11 protein-coding genes, 3 tRNA genes and 2 pseudogenes are annotated in these 20,564 nt (G+C 63.4%); 13 read left to right on the forward strand and 3 right to left on the reverse strand.

The features are described from left to right. Window positions 1-218: pseudogene (locus tag IZU87_RS06195) on the forward strand (IS3 family transposase); the annotation flags it as partial. Between the two features lie 378 nt (window positions 219-596). Here IZU87_RS06195 and IZU87_RS06200 read toward each other — a convergent pair. After that, window positions 597-1,442 (reverse strand): acyl-CoA thioesterase, encoded by an 846-nt coding sequence (locus IZU87_RS06200; protein ID WP_213114017.1) that lies wholly within the window; start codon window positions 1,440-1,442, stop codon window positions 597-599. Between the two features lie 200 nt (window positions 1,443-1,642). On the opposite strand from IZU87_RS06200, the gene tadA reads away from it, so the two are divergent. After that, entirely contained in the window at window positions 1,643-2,089 is a 447-nt protein-coding gene (tadA, locus tag IZU87_RS06205) for a tRNA adenosine(34) deaminase TadA (RefSeq protein WP_213114018.1), read from the forward strand. A gap of 122 nt (window positions 2,090-2,211) precedes the next feature. On the opposite strand, the gene IZU87_RS06210 is transcribed toward tadA, so the two are convergent. Then, a complete protein-coding gene (locus tag IZU87_RS06210) occupies window positions 2,212-4,167 on the reverse strand; it encodes a GGDEF domain-containing protein (protein ID WP_213114019.1) in 1,956 nt (651 codons plus the stop codon). 82 nt (window positions 4,168-4,249) lie between these two features. Continuing rightward, window positions 4,250-5,743 (reverse strand): membrane-bound lytic murein transglycosylase MltF, encoded by a 1,494-nt coding sequence (mltF, locus tag IZU87_RS06215; protein ID WP_082388806.1) that lies wholly within the window; start codon window positions 5,741-5,743, stop codon window positions 4,250-4,252. 172 nt (window positions 5,744-5,915) lie between these two features. Here mltF and purL point away from each other — a divergent pair, with 172 nt between their 5' ends. The 11 genes and pseudogenes from purL (at window position 5,916) to IZU87_RS06270 (ending at window position 20,350) form a co-directional block, all read left to right on the forward strand. Beyond that, complete coding sequence (gene purL / locus IZU87_RS06220) at window positions 5,916-9,830, forward strand: phosphoribosylformylglycinamidine synthase (RefSeq protein ID WP_213114020.1); 3,915 nt, start codon at window positions 5,916-5,918, stop codon at window positions 9,828-9,830. Between the two features lie 461 nt (window positions 9,831-10,291). Further along, a complete protein-coding gene (locus IZU87_RS06225) occupies window positions 10,292-11,938 on the forward strand; it encodes an FMN-binding glutamate synthase family protein (protein ID WP_213114021.1) in 1,647 nt (548 codons plus the stop codon). 213 nt (window positions 11,939-12,151) lie between these two features. Continuing rightward, window positions 12,152-12,973 (forward strand): crotonase/enoyl-CoA hydratase family protein, encoded by an 822-nt coding sequence (locus IZU87_RS06230; RefSeq protein ID WP_131432728.1) that lies wholly within the window; start codon window positions 12,152-12,154, stop codon window positions 12,971-12,973. Between the two features lie 233 nt (window positions 12,974-13,206). Beyond that, a complete protein-coding gene (radD, locus tag IZU87_RS06235) occupies window positions 13,207-14,997 on the forward strand; it encodes a DNA repair helicase RadD (protein ID WP_213114022.1) in 1,791 nt (596 codons plus the stop codon). A 131-nt stretch (window positions 14,998-15,128) separates the two neighbouring features. Further along, window positions 15,129-16,343 carry a nucleotidyl transferase family protein gene (locus IZU87_RS06240; RefSeq protein WP_043336371.1) on the forward strand — a complete coding sequence of 405 codons (1,215 nt, stop codon included), beginning with the start codon at window positions 15,129-15,131 and terminating at the stop codon, window positions 16,341-16,343. A 126-nt stretch (window positions 16,344-16,469) separates the two neighbouring features. Beyond that, entirely contained in the window at window positions 16,470-17,492 is a 1,023-nt protein-coding gene (locus IZU87_RS06245) for a segregation and condensation protein A (RefSeq protein WP_213114023.1), read from the forward strand. Further along, a pseudogene (gene scpB, locus IZU87_RS17640) lies at window positions 17,489-18,223 on the forward strand (SMC-Scp complex subunit ScpB); the annotation flags it as partial. The gene IZU87_RS06245 and the pseudogene scpB, both read left to right, overlap by 4 nt. 710 nt (window positions 18,224-18,933) lie before the next feature. Beyond that, the gene (rluB, locus tag IZU87_RS06255; RefSeq protein WP_043336411.1) at window positions 18,934-19,794 is read left to right on the forward strand and encodes a 23S rRNA pseudouridine(2605) synthase RluB; all 861 of its coding nucleotides are present in this window, start codon (window positions 18,934-18,936) and stop codon (window positions 19,792-19,794) included. Between the two features lie 279 nt (window positions 19,795-20,073). Next, a tRNA-Lys gene (locus tag IZU87_RS06260) sits at window positions 20,074-20,148 on the forward strand. Between the two features lie 36 nt (window positions 20,149-20,184). Then, window positions 20,185-20,259, forward strand: a tRNA-Lys gene (locus tag IZU87_RS06265). A 16-nt stretch (window positions 20,260-20,275) separates the two neighbouring features. Continuing rightward, a tRNA-Lys gene (locus IZU87_RS06270) sits at window positions 20,276-20,350 on the forward strand. Window positions 20,351-20,564 lie beyond the last annotated feature (214 nt).

The following is a 20,564-nucleotide window of genomic DNA, read 5'->3' on the forward strand; positions in this document are numbered from 1 at the left end:
ACCATGAGCACCGGCACAGCGCCCTTCGCTACGTCACGCCGAGCCAGCGTCATGACGGCGAGGCCAAAGGCATTCTGACGCAGCGCCGAGAGGTCTTCGAGGCCGCGAAGCAGCGTCACCCGGAGCGATGGTCAGGTGACATCCGAAAATTCGACCTGCCGGAGATAGTGCATCTGAATCCGGAGCGGGATCCGGTACCGCAGGCAGTAGGGCTTTAAAAAGCCAGAACCACTTCATGTGCCAACTATGTTGACAGATTCCGCAGTTCATCAAGGACAAGATCGAATATTATACCGATAGGCGTCGCGGCGGTGGGTCGTCGGGCCAGATGCGAAGTTGGCAGTCCCAGCGCAATGACTACAAGCAGCGCTATCGGGATGAAAACTGCACGCGCTGCACGCGCGTCAGGACAGCACTGAAGTGACTCCCCTATTGGCGCGATAATAGTGAATAGCTGTGCGCTATTCTCAGCGCTGTGGATTGTAGGTTGTAGATAGACGCAGCCAAAAATGACAATGCCCCTCCTGAGAATGTCTCAGGAGGGGCATTGTTGTTCAGGACGATTAGCTCAGGACAATTCGCACAGGGCGATTCCTTCAGGGGCGTTTGCGCAGGCGTGTCAGGCCTTCCTGGGCGCTGGATGCCACCAGTTCACCGTGCCGGTTGTAGAGGCTGCCGCGAGCGAAGCTGCGTGCGCCTCCCGCCCACGGGCTATCCATCTCGTAGAGAATCCAATCATTGACGCGTACATCGCGGTGGAACCATAGCGAGTGATCCAGGCTCGCCATTTGCAGTTCGGGCGAACCGAACCGCACACCATGTCCGCCGAGGCCTGTCGCCAGCAGATTGAAGTCGGAGCTGTATGTCAGGAGGTAGCGATGCAGGGCATCATCTTCCGGCAGCTCGCCTGCCAGTCGGAACCACAGCCGCTGGCGTGGTGGGGGGCAGGCGTCATCATCACTCGCCGTGATCGGCGCCTTCAGGCGCAGGAACTCGATGGGATGGCCTTCGTAGCGCTCGATACGTGCCCCCTGTTCGATCAACTGCTCTGGGGACTCGATATCGGGCATGGCGAGCTGATGCTCGAATCCCGCCTCCTTGCCATGGAAGGAGGCGCTGCAGAAGAAGATGGTCTTGCCATTCTGGATGGCACTGATGCGGCGGGTCGTGAAGCTGCCGCCATCGCGGACGCCATCAACCTGATAGATGACGGGCTTGTGGGCATCGCCCGGGCGTAGGAAGTAGCCATGCAGAGAGTGGACCTGGCGTTCGACCGGTACCGTGCGTGTCGCTGCGGACAACGCTTGTCCGAGTACCTGTCCGCCAAACAGCTGAGGGAAGCCGAGGTCCTGACTGTGCCCTCTGAACAGGTTCTCTTCTAGGGTCTCAAGACCCAGCAGGGTGACCAGAGCCTCAAGAGGCGCAGTAGCTGTTTGGGTCATGAATCTATCCTTGTGCTGAGAGGCAGGCGCTCGGAGCAGTGCCAGACCGCGCGGGGTGGCAATGCAGGAGGAAGCGCGAGCGCCAAGCCGTTATCATGGTGAGCGAAACAATGGCTTCAGGATACCGGAGAACAACGGTGAGTGACGAGTTGGCGATAGCGCCGCAGGCCCGGAGTGGGCCACGTGGGGATCATTACTATATGCACCGCGCGCTGGACCAGGCGCGGCTGGCATTCGAGGCTGGCGAGGTGCCTGTCGGCGCGGTGGTGGTGGATCCTCAGGGCGACATCATCGGCACTGGCTACAATGCGCCGGTCAGCACCCCGGACCCGACGGCACATGCCGAGGTGCAGGCCTTGCGCGCGGCGGCGGCCCGACTCGGCAACTATCGTCTCGACGATTGCACGCTGTATGTGACGCTGGAGCCCTGCATGATGTGCAGTGGTGCCTTGATCCACGCGCGGGTGAAGCGGGTCGTCTACGGGGCGGCAGAGCCGAAGACCGGCATGGTGGAATCGCGTGCCAATCTGTTTGCACAGCCCTGGCACAACCATCACGTCGAGGTGGAAGGGGGGCTATTGGCCGCTCACGCCAAGCGCTTGCTCAAGTCCTTCTTCGCGGAGCGGCGCGGTGAGCTTCCTCGCTGAACCTTTCATGCTGAACCTTTCGCTCAGATCCACCCGCGCTAATCCCTCCGCTCAGATCCGCCCGCGCAGGTCCTCCCGAACTGATCCTCCGGCGTTGCTTTCATGATGGTCTTCATGGACTGTCAGGCAGCGACCTGTACCTGATTACGACCACTGGACTTGGCGCGATACAGCGCCTCATCCGCTGCCTGCAGCAGTGCATCCAGCCGCAATGGAGCGCGCGCCACGCATGCCATGCCCACGGATACCGTGACGACGCTGTCCGTGGCAGGCTGCGGCAACCCTGCGGCCTGCACGGCACGCCGCAACTCTTCCGCCAGAGTGCGCCCTACCGCGCGTGGGCATTCCGGAATGCACACCACGAACTCCTCGCCGCCGAAACGCGCCAGTATGCCGCCGGCAGCCTCGACGGGTGCCCGTGAGACGGAGGCAATCTTCTGCAGGTAGCGGTCTCCCTCCAGATGCCCCAATTTGTCGTTGATCGTCTTGAAGAAGTCGATGTCCAGAATCATGACCGTCAGGGGCATCTTGCCGCTGAAGCTCTGCACCTGTTCAAGGAAATAACGACGATTGGGCAGCTGAGTCAGCTCGTCGTGACGCGCCAGCCACTGGATCTCGTTCTGCAGTCGCTCCCGGCGCACCATCTCTTCGCGAAGTGCATCATTGGCATTCTTGACGATGCCATGCTCCTGCGAGACGCGGCGATACATGTAGATCACGAGAAAGAGCAGGTAAGCCAACAGTATTCCCGCCAGCAATGTCACCTCTGGCAAGCGGCCGCGTGTGGCAGCGAGGAACTGCTGTGTTGGTTGCAGGCCCAGTGTCAGGTCGGTGGCGGGCAGCTCGATGGGGATGCGGTGCCCCCAGGGCGCCAGACGGCTTTCGGGGCCGACATGGATATAGATGTTGCCGCGCTCTGACAGGGTGACTGCAAATGCCTCATTGCGTGCCGTGTCCATGGCCCTGTCGAGCAGAGGGGCCAGATCCACCACCATGGCGATCGCCCCCAGGATGGTGCCATCGCGAGGATCGCGCACCGGCAGGTAGGACACCATGCCCTTGCCGCCCTGAATCAGGTCGATGATGCCGGTATGGCCCTCGATGCCAAGTTCCAGCGGGTTGCGCAGCGGCGTGTCCGGCTGAGCATCCAGCAGGCGTACGCCCAGCACATCATGATTGCGGCCCTTGTCCGGGAAGACGCGCGAAACCACGCTGTCCGGATCGATGAAGGCGATGTTCTGGAAGTAATCGAAATCCTTGTAATAGCTGCGTGCCAGGCGCTGCCATTCTCCGCGCGTCGGTGTCTGCCCCATCAGGCTCCAGAAACCGGCGAAACGTCGCATCGCATTGAGCTGGTCGTTGATCTCGCGAGACAGTTCCGTAGCAATCTTGTCGCCCAGTACGTAGGTCGACTGGTTGATGCGGTTGTTCTCGTCCTGGCTCTGCTGCTGCCAGGCGAGCAGACAGACCAGGGTGATCGAGGAGGAAATGATCAGCGGTATGAGATTGCGGCGCCACATCTGCATGAGTGCCGGCTGTAGATCGATCCATTGTGCGATCAACAGCAGACTGACGAAGCTGGTCAGCGTGATGCGTTCCGGGCCTGCCAGCACCATGCTGGCGACGGAAAGACTGGCATCGGACATCATGGCAAACAGCAACAGCAGCGTGACTTGTGTCAGCTGGATGGCAGAGCCGAACCCCAGTCGCATGCGCAACAGGGCGCAGGTCGTGAGGCCGAAACAGGCGAACAGGATCAGGATAGGCGGGCGGATATTGGCGATGTGCCAATCGCCCGGCAGATTGATCAGCAGGTCTCCCCAGTGGTCCACCCCCACCCAGCTTTCCGGTAGCAGGAAGGTGCAGATCAGCAGGATATTGAGGATCAATGAGGCGCTGAGGAACAGCTGACTGAGGGAGGTATTGCGCCAATGCCAGGCAGCCTGGCCGGCGGCTTGCAGGGTCAACATCATCAGCAGCAGCGCATTGGCTTCATTGCCGGCAGACGGCCAGAGCCCCAGCAAGGAGATGCCGAACGCGATCAGGCTTAGCGACATCAAGACGAGTCTGCGTGTCATTCCCTGTCCTTAGAGGCTCTTGATGCGTGGTGAAGATGCGTGCACTTGAGGCACCGGAGTGCTGACGGTCCGAACTCCATCCTCAGAGAATCGGAGGCACTGTATCGAAGGGATTGCTGTCGCCTTCGTCGTCGGTAATCGGACGCTCATCCAGCTGATAGAACTGCTGCTGGCTACGGTAAACATAATTCAGTATTTCATAATAACGACGGATATTGCGGACATAGATGACAGGTTCTCCGCCGCGTGCATAACCATAACGGACTTTCTGGTACCACTCACGATTCTGCAGCAAGGGCAGGGCTTCGCGGACATCCTTCCAGCGATTCGGGTCGCCGCCCTTCATCTTCACGATCCGTCTAGCGTCAAACAGGTGCCCCAGGCCGACATTGTAGGCCGCCAGCGTCATCCAGGTGCGATCCGGTTCCTTGATCTCGTCCGGCAAGCGTCCCTTTATACTCACAAGATAGCGTGAGCCACCATCGATGCTCTGAACGGGGTCCAAACGGTTGGCGATCTTCATTTCGCGCGCCGTCACATTGGTCAGCATCATCAGGCCGCGCACCCCCGTGGGAGAGGTGGCCTTGGGCTGCCAGTGCGATTCCTGATAGCCCGTGGCGGCCAGCAGTTTCCAGTCGATACCGGTTTCGCGTGCGGCTTCCTTAAAGGTATCGATATAGCGCGGCAGGCGGTCGCGTGCCTGGCGGATGAAGGTACGTGCGCCGACATACTCGAGATAGTCATCATGGCCGAAATAGCGCTCGACCAATTGATCGAGGGTGCCATCCTGGCGACGTGTCTCGAGAAAATCATTGGCGGCGGTCAGCAATGAAATGTCGCCATGCGCGGGGAAGGCCCAGGCCAGCGTCAGCGGATCGCCCACGTCGAAGCCGTTCTCCACATTGGGGAAGAACAGGCGGTTGAGCTTGAATTGATGGGCATAGACGACTGCCGCATCCAGCTTGTCTTCCTCGATGCGTTGCAGCAGGTCCGCCACCTCAAGCTCGCCGGTTTCCTTCCAGCTGAGCTCGGGGATGTCCTGCTGGACTTCGCGCAGTACCAGGCTGGTGCCGGCGCCCTTGATGACGCCGATGCGCTTGCCGACCAGATCCTTCAATTCCTTGGGCGGGTGCATGCCGCGCCGATAGACCACCATCGCTTGCAATTCGAGGATGGGGCGCGAGAAGCGCAGGTCCTGTTCGGAGAGATCCAGCGGCAGGGTCGCGGCCGCAAGATCGGCCTGATCATTGAGCACGCTCTGGGTCAGGCTCTCGATATTGTGCTCGGAATCCATCGACAGACTCACGCCAAGATAATCGGCGAAGTCCCGTGCCAGTTCGTATTCGAAACCGGTAGGCCCCTGACGGCCACGATAGAAGGTCGTGGGGGTGTTGCGCGTGGCGACCTGAATGAAGTCGCGCGCGCGGACATCGTCCAGCCGCGTGGGCATCTCGATGAGGGTACGCTCGGGCAGTATCAGCAAGGCGAGGGCCAGCGCCGCGACGAGGAAACGCCGCGCGTGGCGCAGCAGCTGTCGCACGGGCGGAATGAGAGAAGAGGGCGAAGTCTTGAGCATGCGTCAGCATCATTCACGGCAGGGCTTCCACCATACCGGCAGCTCAACACACTGTCATCCAACGCATGTCGCCTGCGGGCTTCGTTAAGGCTCGCCTTTCACGTATGATATGCGCTTGCTGCCGCCGTTTGGCGGTTGTCCGTTCACGCTGCTTCAGAGGCTTTCCCTGACCATGCTCGAACTGCGAGGCGCGCCTGCCCTTTCCGCCTTCCGTCACACCCGTCTACTGGCTGCATTACGCGAGCTGGTGCCGGAGGTGGAATCTCTTCATGCCGAGTACCTTCATCTGGCCGAGGTCGATGGTGAACTGAGCAGTTCCGATCGGACAACACTGGAGCGCCTGCTGGACTACGGCCCCAGTCGTGACGAGAGCGCTCCGGAAGGACATCTCTTCCTCGTCATTCCCCGCCTCGGCACGCTGTCTCCCTGGTCTTCCAAGGCCACGGATATCGCCGCCAACTGCGGCCTGCCGCAAGTCCGCCGCCTCGAGCGTGGCATCGCCTACCGCATCAAGCTGGACGCGCCCCTGAGCGAAGAGCTCTTCGCCACGCTGTCTTCCCGACTGCACGACCGCATGACCGAGACGGTATTGCCCCGTACTCAGGACGCGGCACGTCTGTTCCAGCATCAGGCACCTGCCAAGCTTGCCCATATCGACATCCTCGGCGGTGGCCGCGAAGCCCTGGCCAAGGCCAACGGTAGCCTGGGTCTGGCACTGGCCGATGACGAGATCGATTATCTGGTCGAGTCCTTCAAGACTCTGGGCCGCAATCCTGCCGACATCGAACTGATGATGTTCGCTCAGGCGAACTCCGAGCATTGCCGCCACAAGATCTTTAATGCGGGCTGGACCATCGACGGCGAAGCGCAGTCGCACTCGCTGTTCAAGATGATCAAGAACACCTACCAGCATCATCCGGATGGCGTGCTGTCCGCCTACAGTGACAACGCCGCCGTGATGGAAGGTCCGACTGCCGGGCGTTACTTCCCGACAGGCGAAGGCCACATCTATACCTATCATCAGGAACCGATCAACATCCTGATGAAGGTCGAGACCCACAACCACCCGACCGCCATCGCTCCCTATCCGGGCGCCGCGACCGGTGCCGGTGGCGAGATTCGTGATGAAGGCGCGACCGGTGTCGGCTCCAAGCCGAAAGCGGGTCTGACCGGCTTCAGCGTCTCCAACCTGCGTATCCCGGGCTTCGAACAGCCGTGGGAGCACGACTACGGCAAGCCGGAGCGCATCAAGACCGCCTACGACATCATGCTCGAAGGCCCGATCGGTGGCGCTGCGTTCAACAACGAATTCGGCCGTCCCAACCTCAACGGCTACTTCCGTACCTATGAGCAGGATGCCTTCGGTGCCGGCGGCATCGAGCGTCGTGGCTATCACAAGCCGATCATGCTCGCCGGCGGTTACGGCAACATCCGCAGCCAGCACGTCGAGAAGGGCGATATTCCGGTCGGCGCCAAGCTGATCGTGATGGGCGGCCCGGCGATGCTGATCGGTCTGGGCGGCGGTGCTGCCTCTTCCATGGCCTCCGGCAGCTCCAGCGAAGACCTCGACTTCGCCTCCGTGCAGCGTGACAACGCCGAGATGGAGCGTCGCGTGCAGGAAGTCATCGATCGCTGCTGGGCGCTGGATGACAAGAATCCGATCTGCTTCATCCACGACGTCGGCGCGGGCGGTCTGTCCAACGCACTGCCGGAGCTGGTCAAGGATGGCGGTCGCGGCGGCCTGTTCGACCTGCGCGCCGTGCCGAGCGCTGAATCCGGCATGAGCCCGCTGGAAATCTGGTGCAACGAATCCCAGGAGCGCTACGTGCTGGCGGTGGCACCGGAGAATCTGGCCACCTTCGAAGCCCTGTGCGAGCGTGAGCGTTGCCTGTACGCCGTGGTCGGTGAAGCCCTCGAGGAGCACGAACTGGTCGTCAAGGATGGCCACTTCGATACGCGTCCGGTCGATCTGCCGATGGATGTGCTGTTCGGCAAGCCGCCCAAGATGTCACGCAGCTTCGAGCGCCAGACGCTGGAACTGCCGGCGCTGGGTCTCGACAACCTCGACCCGCGCGAAGCGATGACCCGTGTGCTGCAGCTGCCCACCGTCGCCTCCAAGAAATTCCTGATCACCATCGGCGACCGCTCGATCACCGGCATGGTCGCGCGCGACCAGATGGTCGGTCCGTGGCAGGTGCCGGTGGCCGATTGCGCCGTCACCACCAGTTCCCTCGACAGCCATGTCGGTGAAGCGATGGCGATGGGCGAGCGTACGCCGGTCGCACTGATCTCGCCGGCGGCGTCCGCGCGTCTGGCCGTAGCCGAGGTGATCACCAACCTGGCCGCCGCGCCGATCGCCAAGCTGTCTGACATCAAGCTGTCCGCCAACTGGATGAGCGCTGCCGATCACACCGGCGAGAATCAGGCGCTCTACGAGGCCGTCCACGCCGTCGGCATGGAACTGTGCCCGGCGCTGGACCTGACCATCCCGGTCGGCAAGGACTCCATGTCCATGCGCACCGCCTGGCAGGACGAGAACGGCGAAGACAAGTCGATCACCGCGCCGCTGTCGCTGGTGATGACAGGCTTCGCGCCGGTCACCGATGCCATGCGTACCCTCACGCCGCAGCTGCGCCGTACGCTGAATGGCGAGGCCGTGGAGACGGACCTGATCCTGATCGATCTCGGCCATGGTGCTCACCGTCTCGGTGGCTCCGCGCTGGCGCAGGTCTATGGTCAGGTCGGCAACGAAGCGCCGGATCTTGCCAAGCCCGAAGACCTCAAGCACTTCTTCGAGGCCATCCAGCGCTTCAATGTCGAAGGCAAGCTGCTGGCCTATCACGACCGCAGCGACGGTGGTCTGTTGACCACCTTGATGGAAATGTCCTTCGCGGGACGTGTCGGTCTCGACATCTCCCTCGACTGGACCGCCGCCGAGCCGGGGCAGGCTACCGGCGCGCTGTTCGCCGAAGAACTGGGTGCCGTGGTGCAGGTGCGTCGCGAGCATACCGAGTCCATCCTCGCCGAGCTCAAGGCCGTGGGCCTCGAGCACAGTGGCGTGATCGCCACGCCGCGTGCCGATGAGCAGATCAACATCACGCTGCTGGGCCAGAACCTGCTCTCCACCACCCGCGCCAGCGCCGAGCGTCTGTGGGCCGAGACCAGTTATCGCATGCAGGCCGCACGTGACAACGCCGATTGCGCCAAGAGCGAATTCGAGTCCATCAACGACGTGCGTGACCCGGGCCTTACCGCCCAGGCCACCTTCGACGTCAACGAGGATATCGCGGCGCCGTACCTGAACACCGGTGCACGTCCGCGCATGGCGATCCTGCGTGAGCAGGGCGTCAATGGTCAGCTCGAGATGGCGGCAAGCTTCGACCGTGCCGGTTTCGAGGCCGTCGATGTCCACATGAGCGACATCCTCGAAGGGCGTGTCGATCTGGACACCATACGGGGGCTGGTCGCCTGTGGCGGCTTCTCCTACGGTGACGTGCTGGGCGCCGGCGGTGGCTGGGCCAAGTCAGTGCTGTTCAATGCGCGTGCGCGTGAACAGTTCGAGCGCTTCTTCAACCGTGACGACAGCTTCGCGCTGGGCGTCTGCAACGGTTGCCAGATGCTCTCCCAGCTCAAGGAGCTGATTCCGGGTGCCGAGGCCTGGCCGCGTTTCGTGCGCAACGAGTCCGAGCAGTTCGAGGCCCGTGTCGCGATGGTCGAAGTCGAGAAGAGCGCCTCGCTGTTCCTCGATGGCATGGAAGGCTCGCGCCTGCCGATCGCCATCGCGCATGGCGAAGGGCGTGCCGAGTTCCGCGACAGCGCTCACCTGCGCAAGATGCAGAGCAGCGGCCAGGTCGCGCTGCGTTACGTCGACAACTACGGCCAGACCACCACGCGTTATCCGGCCAACCCGAACGGCTCGCCGTCCGGCATCACCGGTCTGACCACCGATGATGGTCGCGTGACCATCATGATGCCGCACCCGGAGCGCGTGGCGCGTGCCGTCACCAACTCCTGGCGTCCGGACGACTGGCAGCAGGATGGCGCCTGGTTGCGCATGTTCCGCAATGCCCGTCGCTGGGTTGACTGAGCGACGTGACGCGCCAGCGACTCGGCCTCCTCGGTCGATGAGGCTGGCGCACGCCACCAGTGGCGAAATGCAGTAACGGGAGACGCCTTCGTGGTTCACGCCACGAGGGCGTCTTCTTGTTTATAGACATGCTGAGAGCACCGTGGTGCGACTGGCTCAACAGCGGATTCCACCGTTGGGCAGGACAGTCGGCCCGGCATGCGGCAGGCTGGCGTCATCGTGATGTCGCCATCCCATCGCCATCGCCATCGCTATCGATGATGATGCCTGCCTGCCTGCCTGCCTGCCTGCCTGCCTGCCTGCCTGCCTGCCTGCCTGCCTGACAGGCATGGCGTGTTCCGTGGCCGCCGCACTGGACGCAGACCGTGGTCGCAACTCTTGATCACAACCCCTGGCCGCAACCCCAGACCCTCCCACAACGACAGCCCTGACATTGCTGTTCGCTGGCAAAGGAAGCTTTGATGAAACTGAAATGGTCGCTGTTACCTCGCTACTCCGTCTTCGGGCTCTGTGTCCTCGGCTTGCTGGTCTGCCTGGGGCTGTCGGAGCTGACGCCCTGGATATGGCCGCTGACGCTGCTGATGGCCTTTCTGGTCGCCGTCGGCATCTACGACATGCAGCAGCCGGATTACGCCGTGCGTCGCAACTATCCGGTGATCGGCAACATGCGTTATCTGTTCAAGGCGCTGCGTCCGGAAATGCGTCAGTACCTGTTCGAGTCGGACACCGATCAGCTGCCGTTTTCCCACAAGCAGCGCGAGCTGGTCTATGCGCGTGGCCGTCAGCACAACTCCTCCCAGCCGTTCGGCACCTTGCTCGATGTCTATTCCGACAGCTATGAGTTCATCGGTCACTCCATGCAGACCTCGAGCGTGCCGGACCCCAAGGGCTTTCGTCTCAACGTCGGCAACTCCCAGTGCTCGCATCCCTACAATGCCTCGCTGTTCAATATCTCGGCGATGAGCTTCGGCTCCTTGAGCGCGAATGCCATCCGCGCCCTGAACAAGGGTGCCAGGCTAGGCAATTTTGCCCATGACACCGGCGAAGGCAGCATCAGCCCCTATCACCGCGAATTCGAGGGCGATCTGATCTGGGAGCTGGGCAGTGGCTACTTCGGCTGCCGCGACGAGGAAGGGCGCTTCGATGGCGAGAAGTTCGCCCGCCAGGCGGCCAGCGAGCAGGTCAAGATGATCGAGATCAAGCTCAGCCAGGGTGCCAAACCCGGCCACGGGGGCGTGTTGCCGGCCAGCAAGATCAGCGAGGAGATCGCCGAGACGCGCGGGATTCCGATGGGCAAGGATTGCATCTCGCCCTCCAACCACGGTGAGTTCTCCACACCCCTTGAGCTGTTGAGCTTCATCCAGCGCCTGCGCGAGCTGTCGGGTGGCAAGCCGGTGGGCTTCAAGCTGTGCCTCGGTCAGCCGTGGGAGTTCATGGCCATCGTCAAGGCGATGCTCGAGACCGGGGTCGTGCCCGATTTCATCGTCGTCGATGGCAGTGAGGGCGGCACCGGCGCCGCACCGACCGAATTCACCGATCACCTCGGCACCCCGCTGCGTGAAGGGCTGCAGTTCGTCCACAACTCGCTGGTGGGCGCAGGGCTGCGTGATGAGGTGCGCATCGGGGTCAGCGGCAAGATCATCAGTGCCTTCGATATCGCCTGCGTGATGGCGCTGGGCGCGGACTGGGTCAATGCCGCACGCGGTTACATGTTCGCGCTGGGCTGCATCCAGTCACTGAGCTGTCACACCAACAAGTGCCCGACGGGGATCGCCACCCAGGATGATCTGCGCCAGAAATCGCTGGTCGTGGAAGACAAGGCCGATCAGGTGCGTCACTTCCACCACAACACCCTGCATGCACTGGCCGAGATCCTGTCGGCGGCAGGCCTGCACACGCCCTGGCAGATCACCCCGGACCACCTGGTGCATCGTGTCTCCGAGAATGAGGTCAAGCTGTTCTCGCACCTGCATCCCTTCCTGACCAAGGGCGCGCTGCTGACGCAAGGGGAAGACTATCCCTTCTATCGTCGTGTCTGGGCGATGGCCCAGGCCGAGAGCTTCCAGCCGCGATCGCTGTCAGAGGTCTCGGGGGCCAAGCGCGAGTAGACAATCGTCACCTCTGCGACCAAACGACCGTTCAACAACCGGGCGCAGGCAGTCACACTGAGACGTAGCGAGTCATGCCCGTGGGCAGCTCGACGAACGCAGTGTGGTTGCCTGCGCCTTTTGGGTTTATCACTGGATGAGTGCCATCGCTCGGCACTGTCGTGAAATCGTTCGAGCGCGTGCTTGCTCGTTATCCGTCGCAGGGAGACCGCCATGTCTGACGCTACCCACCTCACGCCTGAACGTTATGTGACCCTCTCGATCAGTGAGCATGTCGCCGACGTGCGCCTCAATCGCCCTGACAAGCACAACGGCATCGACTGGAAGATGATCGATGCCCTGCTAGCGGTACAGCAGGAGTTGCATGCCCGCGCCCGGGAATCAGGCCTGCGCGCCATCGTGCTGTCGGGCGAGGGGCCCAGTTTCTGTGCGGGGCTGGATATCGCCGCCATCATGGGCGACGCCGCCCGCGTGCCGCAGTTGCTGGTCGCGGGGGCCAATGGCTGTGCGCCGCAGCGCAATACCGTGCAACAGCTGGCGCTGGGCTGGCGAGATGTCGGGGTGCCGGTCATCGCCGCCTTGCATGGCAACGTCTTCGGGGGCGGTCTGCAGATCGCGCTGGGGGCGGACATCCGGCTGTGTGATCCTGATGCGCGTCTGGCGGTGCTCGAGATCGACTGGGGCATCATTCCGGACATGGGCATCAGCGTCACTGCGCGTGGCGTGCGACCGGACTGGCTGCACGAGCTGACGTGGAGCGGACGCAAGGTCGAGGCCAACGAGGCGCAGAGTGCCGGCCTGGTCACGCGCATCATCTCCAGCCCGCAGGAGGAGGCGTTGGCCCTGGCGCGCCAGATTGCCGGGCGCTCCCCCAGCGCCATCCGCGCCATCACGCGTCTCTATGACGAGGCCCTCGCGGCGCCGGAAGCCGAGGCACTGGCGCTTGAGGCAGAGCTGCAGTCCTCGCTGCTGGGGCGTGCAGAGCAGACCGAGTGCATCAAGGCCAAGCTCGAGGGGCGCGCGCCGCGCTTCTGACCCTGACGGGCCAAGACTGACGGGCTCAGGTTATCCACACCCACTTTGCCGCTGCAGTCGCTGATGCGGATAATGGGGGCATTGTCCCTTCCTGCGATTCGGCGGCCCCTTGATGTCAATTTCCTTGTCAGCCATCACTTCCCTGTCAGCCATCACTCCCCTGTCAGCCATCACTTTCCTGGGCCTGCCTGCCGGCAGCGCTCCCACTCATGTGTCTTGCTGGACGGCGCTGCATGTTTGAGCTGCGTCCGTATCAGCAGGAGGCCGTGCGGCGTACCGTCGAGCACTTTCGCCGCAGTGATGAGGCGGCGGTGATCGTGCTGCCCACCGGCAGCGGCAAGTCACTGGTGATCGCGGAGCTTGCGCGAATCGCGCGTGGCCGTGTGCTGGTGCTGGCGCATGTGCGCGAGCTGGTCGAGCAGAACCACGCCAAGTACGAATCCTATGGCAAGGACGCCGACATCTTCAGTGCCGGCCTCAAGCGCAAGCAGGCCTCGCGTCAGGTGGTGTTCGGCTCGGTGCAGTCAGTGGTGCGCAACCTCGATGCCTTCACGCCGGCTGATCAGACGACTGAGGGGCAGGCGGCGCCCTTCACGCTGCTGGTGATCGATGAGTGTCACCGGGTCTCGCTGGAGAAGGACGCCAGCTATCGCAAGGTCATCAATCATCTGCGCGAGCACAATCCGCGCCTCAAGGTGCTGGGGCTGACGGCGACGCCGTATCGTCTCGGTCAGGGCTTCATCTTCCACCGTCACTATCACGGCATGGTGCGCGGGGATGATGACTGCTTCTTCCGTGATTGCGTCTTCGAGCAGCCGCTGCGCCTGATGGTGCGGCAGGGGTTTCTGAGTGAGCCGCGGCGCGTCGATGTCGCGGTGGCGCGCTATGACTTCTCGCAGCTGGCGCCCGGCATCGGCGGCAGCTTCCAGGAGGCGGAGCTCAACGAGGTGGTGCAGGGCTCGCGCGCGACGCCGGGCATCGTGCTGGATATCGTCGCCCAGGCACGCGAGCGGCGCGGCGTGATGGTGTTCTGCTCCACCGTCGAGCATGCCGAGGAAGTCACCGCACTCCTGCCTGACGGCGAGGCGGCGCTGATCACCGGCGAGACGCCCAGCGAGGAGCGCGAGCGGCTGATCAATGCCTTCAAGGCCCAGCAGCTCAAGTATCTGGTCAATGTCGCGGTGCTCACCACCGGCTTCGATGCGCCGCATGTCGATCTGATCGCCATCCTGCGGCCCACGGAATCCGTCAGTCTCTATCAGCAGATCGTCGGGCGCGGCCTGCGCCTGAGTCCCGGCAAGACGGATTGTCTGATTCTCGACTACGCCGGCAATCCCTGGGACCTCTACGCGCCGGAGGTGGCGACGCCGAAACCGGCCGGCGACACCGAGATCGTCCAGGTCGAGTGCCCGGTGTGCGGCAACGCCAATCTTTTCTGGGGACGCAAGGATGGTGAGCTGGTGGTCGAGCACTTCGGGCGTCGCTGTCAGGGGCTGGTCGAGTCACCGGAGGGCGAGGGCAGGCCGCTGGTGCAGTGCGACTTTCGCTATCGCGCCAAGGCCTGCCCGCAGTGTGGCGAGGCCAATGACATCGCCGCCCGCCATTGTCATGCCTGTCAGGCGCGACTGGTCGATCCGGATGACAAGCTGCGCGATGCGCTCAAGCTGCGTGATGCGCGGGTGCTGCGCGTCAGCGGCTGGCAGCTGGAGGAGGCGCGCAACGGGCGCGGCCTGCCACGCTTGAAGGTGACCTATTACGACGAGGATGGCACCGATCTGTCCGAGTGGTTCGCGCTCGAGACCTCCGCCCAGCGCCACGCCTTCCGCTTGAGCTTCCTCGCGCGTCATCTGCGCGCGCCGGGCAGTGACTGGGCACCGAAGGACATCGCCGAGGTGTTGGCGGGTGAGGAGCGTCTCAAGGCGCCGGACTTCGTCATCGGGCGCAAGAGCGGGCGTTACTGGCAGATCCGCGACAAGCTGTTCGACTACGCCGGGCGTTATCGCACCGGCATCGCCGCCGGCTGAGCGGTGCGCTGGCCGCTGCGTGATCCGGTCACGTGGCGCATGTTGTCAGGGACACGACGTCGCGGGGATGCTGAGCGGGGCCTCGGGTTGCTAGACTGGCGGCTTCATACGCCTCAGGGAGAACTCACAAGGTGAGTGCCACCGATACCTCGGCCAGGCTGGTGTCCGGCTTACGCCCCACCGGACACCTGCAACTCGGACACTATCAATCAGTGATCCGGCGCTGGACCGAGCTGCAATACCATCACGATGCCTATTTTCTGGTCGCCGACTGGAACGCGTTGGCGGTCAGCGGTCACGCGCCTCACGAGATCGAGCAATATAGCTGGGCGATGGTGATCGACTGTCTCGCCTGTGGGGTCAATCCCAAGGTCGCTACCCTGTTCATCCAGTCGTGGGTGCCGGAGCTGACCGACGTGCACATGATCTTGGCCAGCGTCACGCCCAAGGCCTGGCTGGAGCGTCTGCCCAGCTACCGCGAGATGGTCGCCGGACTCGGTGAGCAGCAGGGCGCCAGTCTGGCCATGCTCGGTGCGCCCCTGATGCAGGCGGCCGACATTCTGGCGCTGCGGGGGCAGGTGGTGCCCGCCGGCCCCGAGCAGCGTGCGCATATCGAGTTCACCCGTGAGGTCGCCCGACGCTTCAATCATCGCTATGGCCGCGATGCCGGCTTCGAGGAGCAGGCTGAACGCGCCATCGCGCGCCTGGGCAAGAAGAGCGGTCGCCTGTATCGCGAATGGTTGAGCGACTACCAGGAAGAAGGCGATCTCGAGGCCTTCGAGCGAGCGCGCGGCCTGCTGGCCGAGACCAGCAAGCTCAACCGCAACCAGCAGGAGCGCCTGCTCGGCTATCTGGAAGGTGGCGGGCGGCGCATCCTCGGCGAGCCGGAACACTGGCAGGGTGAGGTCGAGCCGCTGCTGGGCATGGAGCTCAAGACGCACAAGGCCGCACGGGAAGACGCCATCTTCCTGCGCAGTGGACGCGACGATATCGCGGCCTGCGTGCGCGAGATGCCCACCGACCCTGCGCGCGTGCGCCGCAAGGACCCCGGCGACCCGCAGCGCTGCCCGCTGTGGACGCTGCATGAAAGCTTCACGCCCGCCTCGGACCGCCAGTGGGCGGAGGAGGGCTGCCGTGATGCCAGCATCGGCTGCCTGGACTGCAAGGGCTGTCTGATCGAGCATGTCGACGCGGCGCTGACGCCGATTCGTGAGCGTGCCGAGGCGCTGGAAGGGGAGCATGGCAAGGTGCGCACCATGATGACAGAAGGCGCCGAGCGGGCCCGTGACACCGTGCGTGACACCCTGGATGAGCTGCGGCGCGTGATCGGCCTGACCTATCGCTAGACGCGGGCGGCGCCGAGCGCGGGCCCGTCGTATCACCGGCGGCGTAAAGACTTGGGGGATGGGGCGCGAGCCGCTAGAATGCCCGTCCCCCAGACCCACCTTCACCCGCCTCCTGCAGGAGATGTCATGAGCGACCTGCTCGATGGCGCCAGTTTTGCCCTCACCGATGGGCATCAGCCCGCACCTCTCGTCACGCCCCCGACGGCGTCGTCGACGGTGCTGGCGCGAGTCAACGACACCGCGCTCACCGAGATGCCGCAGGATCTGTACATCCCGCCGGAGGCGCTGCGTGTCTTTCTCGAGACCTTCGAGGGGCCGCTGGATCTGCTGCTCTACCTCATCCGTCGCCAGAATCTCGATATCCTCGCCATCAATGTCGCGGCCATCACCCATCAGTACATCGAGTATGTCGAGCTGATGCACGCCATGCAGATCGATCTGGCCGGTGAATACCTGCTGATGGCCGCGATGCTGGCGGAGATCAAGTCGCGCAGCCTGCTGCCGCGACAGCCCAAGGCGAGTGATGACGACGAGGAAGAGGACCCGCGCGCAGAGCTGATTCGCCGTCTGCAGGAATACGAGCAGACCAAGCTGGCCGCCGAAGGGCTGGATGAGATGCCGCGTCAGGGCCGCGACTGGTTCGTGGCCACGGCAGACCTGCCCGAACTCGAGACGCGCGTGGTGCACCCTGATGTCGATCTGTCGGAATTGCTCGGCGCGTTGTCCGGCCTCCTGCGTCAGGCGGACCTCGTCCAGGCGCACACCATCTCGCGTGAGGTGATGTCGACTCGCGAGCGCATGCTGGCGATCATGAATCTGTTGACCCATGAGCACTTCACGCCCTTCGAGAAGCTGTTCACGCTCGAGGAAGGGCGTGCCGGGGTGGTGGTCAGCTTCATGGCGATTCTGGAGCTGGCCAAGGAGTCGATGATCGAGATCGTCCAGAACGCGCCGCTGTCACCGATTCACGTGCGCGCCCGCACGCCGGAACCGGACCCCGAGGATGACGAGGACTGGCTGGCGCTGGAATTCGCCGACGAAGACGAGGTGGCGGCCGATCAGGGGGCGTTCGATGACGCAGCGTCCGATGATGCGCAGACGTCACCTTCCTTACCCCCATCCGACGAGCAGGAGAACGCGGCGTCATGAGTTTGCGCGATGTCCCGCTGGACCAGATCATCGAAGCGGCCCTGCTGGCCGCCGGCGAGCCGCTGACGCTTGAGCGCCTGGCCGGTCTGTTCGATGAGTATTCAAGCCCGACCAGGCCCGCGCTGCGCGAGGCGTTGGGCAAGCTGGAAGCGCGTCACCCGGCCGACAAGAGCGCGCTGGAGCTGTTCGAGACCGCCAGTGGCTGGCGGCTGCGCGTTCGCCAGCAGTATTCCCCCTGGGTATCGCGGCTGTGGGAAGAGCGTCCGCAACGTTATTCGCGCGCCTTGCTGGAGACCCTGGCGCTGGTGGCCTATCGTCAACCGGTGACCCGCGGCGATATCGAGCAGGTGCGTGGCGTGACGGTCAGCTCCTCGATCATGCGCACCCTGGTCGAGCGCGGCTGGGTGAGAGTGGTCGGCCATCGTGATGTGCCGGGGCGTCCGGCGGTCTTCGCCACCACGCGTCAGTTCCTCGATGACTTCGGGCTCAAGACGCTGGAAGAGCTGCCGCCGGTGCATGAACTGAAAGGCTTCGAAGGACTCGAACAGCTCGAGGCAGACCTGTATGATGTGCCGCCCTCTCAGACCTTGCCATTGCCGGATGATCCGGACGGCGAGACGGAGGAGGCACCGGCAGACAGCGTTGATGCAGGAGCTGATCCAGAGCATGAGACAACGCCTGAGTCAGCACCTGACGCAGAGACTGGGGAAAAGACTGGGGGAAAGACTGAACCAGGCGCTGAGACAGGGCTTGAGTCAGGGCTTGAGTCAGGTCTTGAGACAGGTCTTGAGACAGGTCTTGAGACCGAATCTGGCACCCCGGTGCCCGACGACTGGCAACCGCCGGACGTCACCGCCGAGCAGCTGGAAGAGGCGCTGAAGATGCGCGCACTCGATACCTCCGGTGCCTCGGCTGACACACCGAACACAGCAGCACCCTCCGCCTCACAGGCGGAAAATGACCACGCCGGGATGGCGTCCACCGGCTCGGGGTTCGACTTCGCCACACTCGAAGCGCGCCTCAGCCAACGTTTGCGCGGTGCAGACGAGGATGACGACGCTGCCGATGCGCAGCCGCACGACTCCTCCGCTGCCGGGACCGTCGATGATGACGACCCTGCGTAGGCGAAACTCCTATAGATGAAATGGTTCATGTCATGAGCAAGACAGACTCTGATAAGCGCAAGACCTCTCGCCCCGGCAGCAGCCAGGCAGGCAACAAGCAGGCTGGCGGCAAGCACGCCGGTGGCAAGGCCGTGACCGGCAAGGCCTTCGCGGACAAGAACGCGGCGGATGCTGCCGACAAGCGTGGCGAGCAGGCCCGCCCGACCCGTGATACCGGCAAGTCCACGCGCGGCAGCAAGGCCAATGTCGGCAAGAAGCCGGCCGCCGCCGACGCGCCGGAACTGCGTCCGCTGCCGCCGCAGGCCAAGGGCGACAAGCTGGTCGAGGACGAGAAACTGCAGAAGGTACTGGCGCGCTCCGGTCTCGGCTCCCGCCGTGAGATGGAAGTCGCCATCAGTGCCGGTCGCGTCAAGGTCAACGGCAAGGTCGCCCAGCTGGGTGATCGCGTCGGCCCGCGTGACCAGGTCAGCCTCGATGATCGCCCGCAGAGCCTGAAGGGCGCGGAAGAGACGGCGCGTCGCGTCATCATGTACAACAAGCCGGAAGGCGAGCTGTGCACGCGCAAGGACCCGGAAGGTCGCCGCACCGTCTTCGAGCGTCTGCCGCGCCTGAAGGGCGAGCGCTGGATCGCGATCGGTCGTCTCGACATCAACACCAGCGGTCTGTTGCTGTTCACCACCGATGGTGAGCTGGCCAACCGTCTGATGCACCCGTCGACCCAGATCGAGCGTGAGTACGCCGTGCGTGTCATGGGTGAGGTCAAGCGCGAGCACGTCGTCAACATGGTCAATGGCGTGATGCTCGAAGATGGCCCGGCGCGTTTCACCGATGTGCAGGAATTCGGTGGCGAAGGCATCAACAGCTGGTTCCACGTCGTGATCATGGAAGGCCGTAACCGTGAGGTTCGCCGTCTGTGGGACTCCCAGGGGCTGACCGTCAGCCGTCTGAAGCGCGTGCGCTACGGCAACATCTTCCTCGACAAGCGCGCTCGCGCCGGAGAGTGGGTGGAGATGGAGCAGAGCGAGATCGATGAACTGTCCACGCTGGCAGGTCTCGAGCATCGCAAGGCGCCGGCCCTGACGCCGGACGAGCAGAATCGCTGGAGCCGCGACAAGCAGAAGCGTCGTCCGGTGCGCGCCATGAAGAAGCCGCCGCAGCGTACGCGCAAGCCGCGCTGATGGCGCAGTCGGTGAGGGCGGCAACATGCCGTCATTCACTGATATGGCATAAGCTCGTGGACATGCCACAAGCTCGTGCGACCTAAGTGGTAACCCGCAAGCCCGCGCCCATCGCGGGCTTGCGTGTCTTTGTCACAGGGGCTGGCCCACGCGCTGTGCATGCGCTGGCGCGGGCGTTTCGCGAGGTGCCAGCGGACAAGCTGGTCATTTGCTTGAAGTTTTTTTGCAAAAGGCTTGCGTCGAAACGGGATCGGCGGTATCTTACGTCCCGCTTCGCAAGGGTCGTTAGCTCAGTGGTAGAGCAGTTGGCTTTTAACCAATTGGTCGAAGGTTCGAATCCCTCACGACCCACCATTCTCTGGAATGGTCTCTTGCAAAGCACCCGGCGGCGGGTCGTTAGCTCAGTGGTAGAGCAGTTGGCTTTTAACCAATTGGTCGAAGGTTCGAATCCCTCACGACCCACCATCCGCCACCCAGTTTTGGGTCGTTAGCTCAGTGGTAGAGCAGTTGGCTTTTAACCAATTGGTCGAAGGTTCGAATCCCTCACGACCCACCAGATCTTGCCCCGTGCCTTCATTGGCGCGGGGCAATTTTTGTTACGCGAAAGGAAAGAGTCCGTTGCCCCCAAGTCGACTGGAGCCGCGATCGCGCCAGGCGTATCCTTGTGGGCGAGCCAAGGCTCATGTCCGCCGACGCTGCGGGCGATAGACGCCCAAGGCACACGCCGCAGTCTGGGGAGCCCAGCTGCAGCGCTGGCAGGACCGCCACGG

Source organism: Cobetia sp. MC34 (assembly GCF_018340035.1).
Lineage (GTDB): Bacteria > Pseudomonadota > Gammaproteobacteria > Pseudomonadales > Halomonadaceae > Cobetia > Cobetia amphilecti.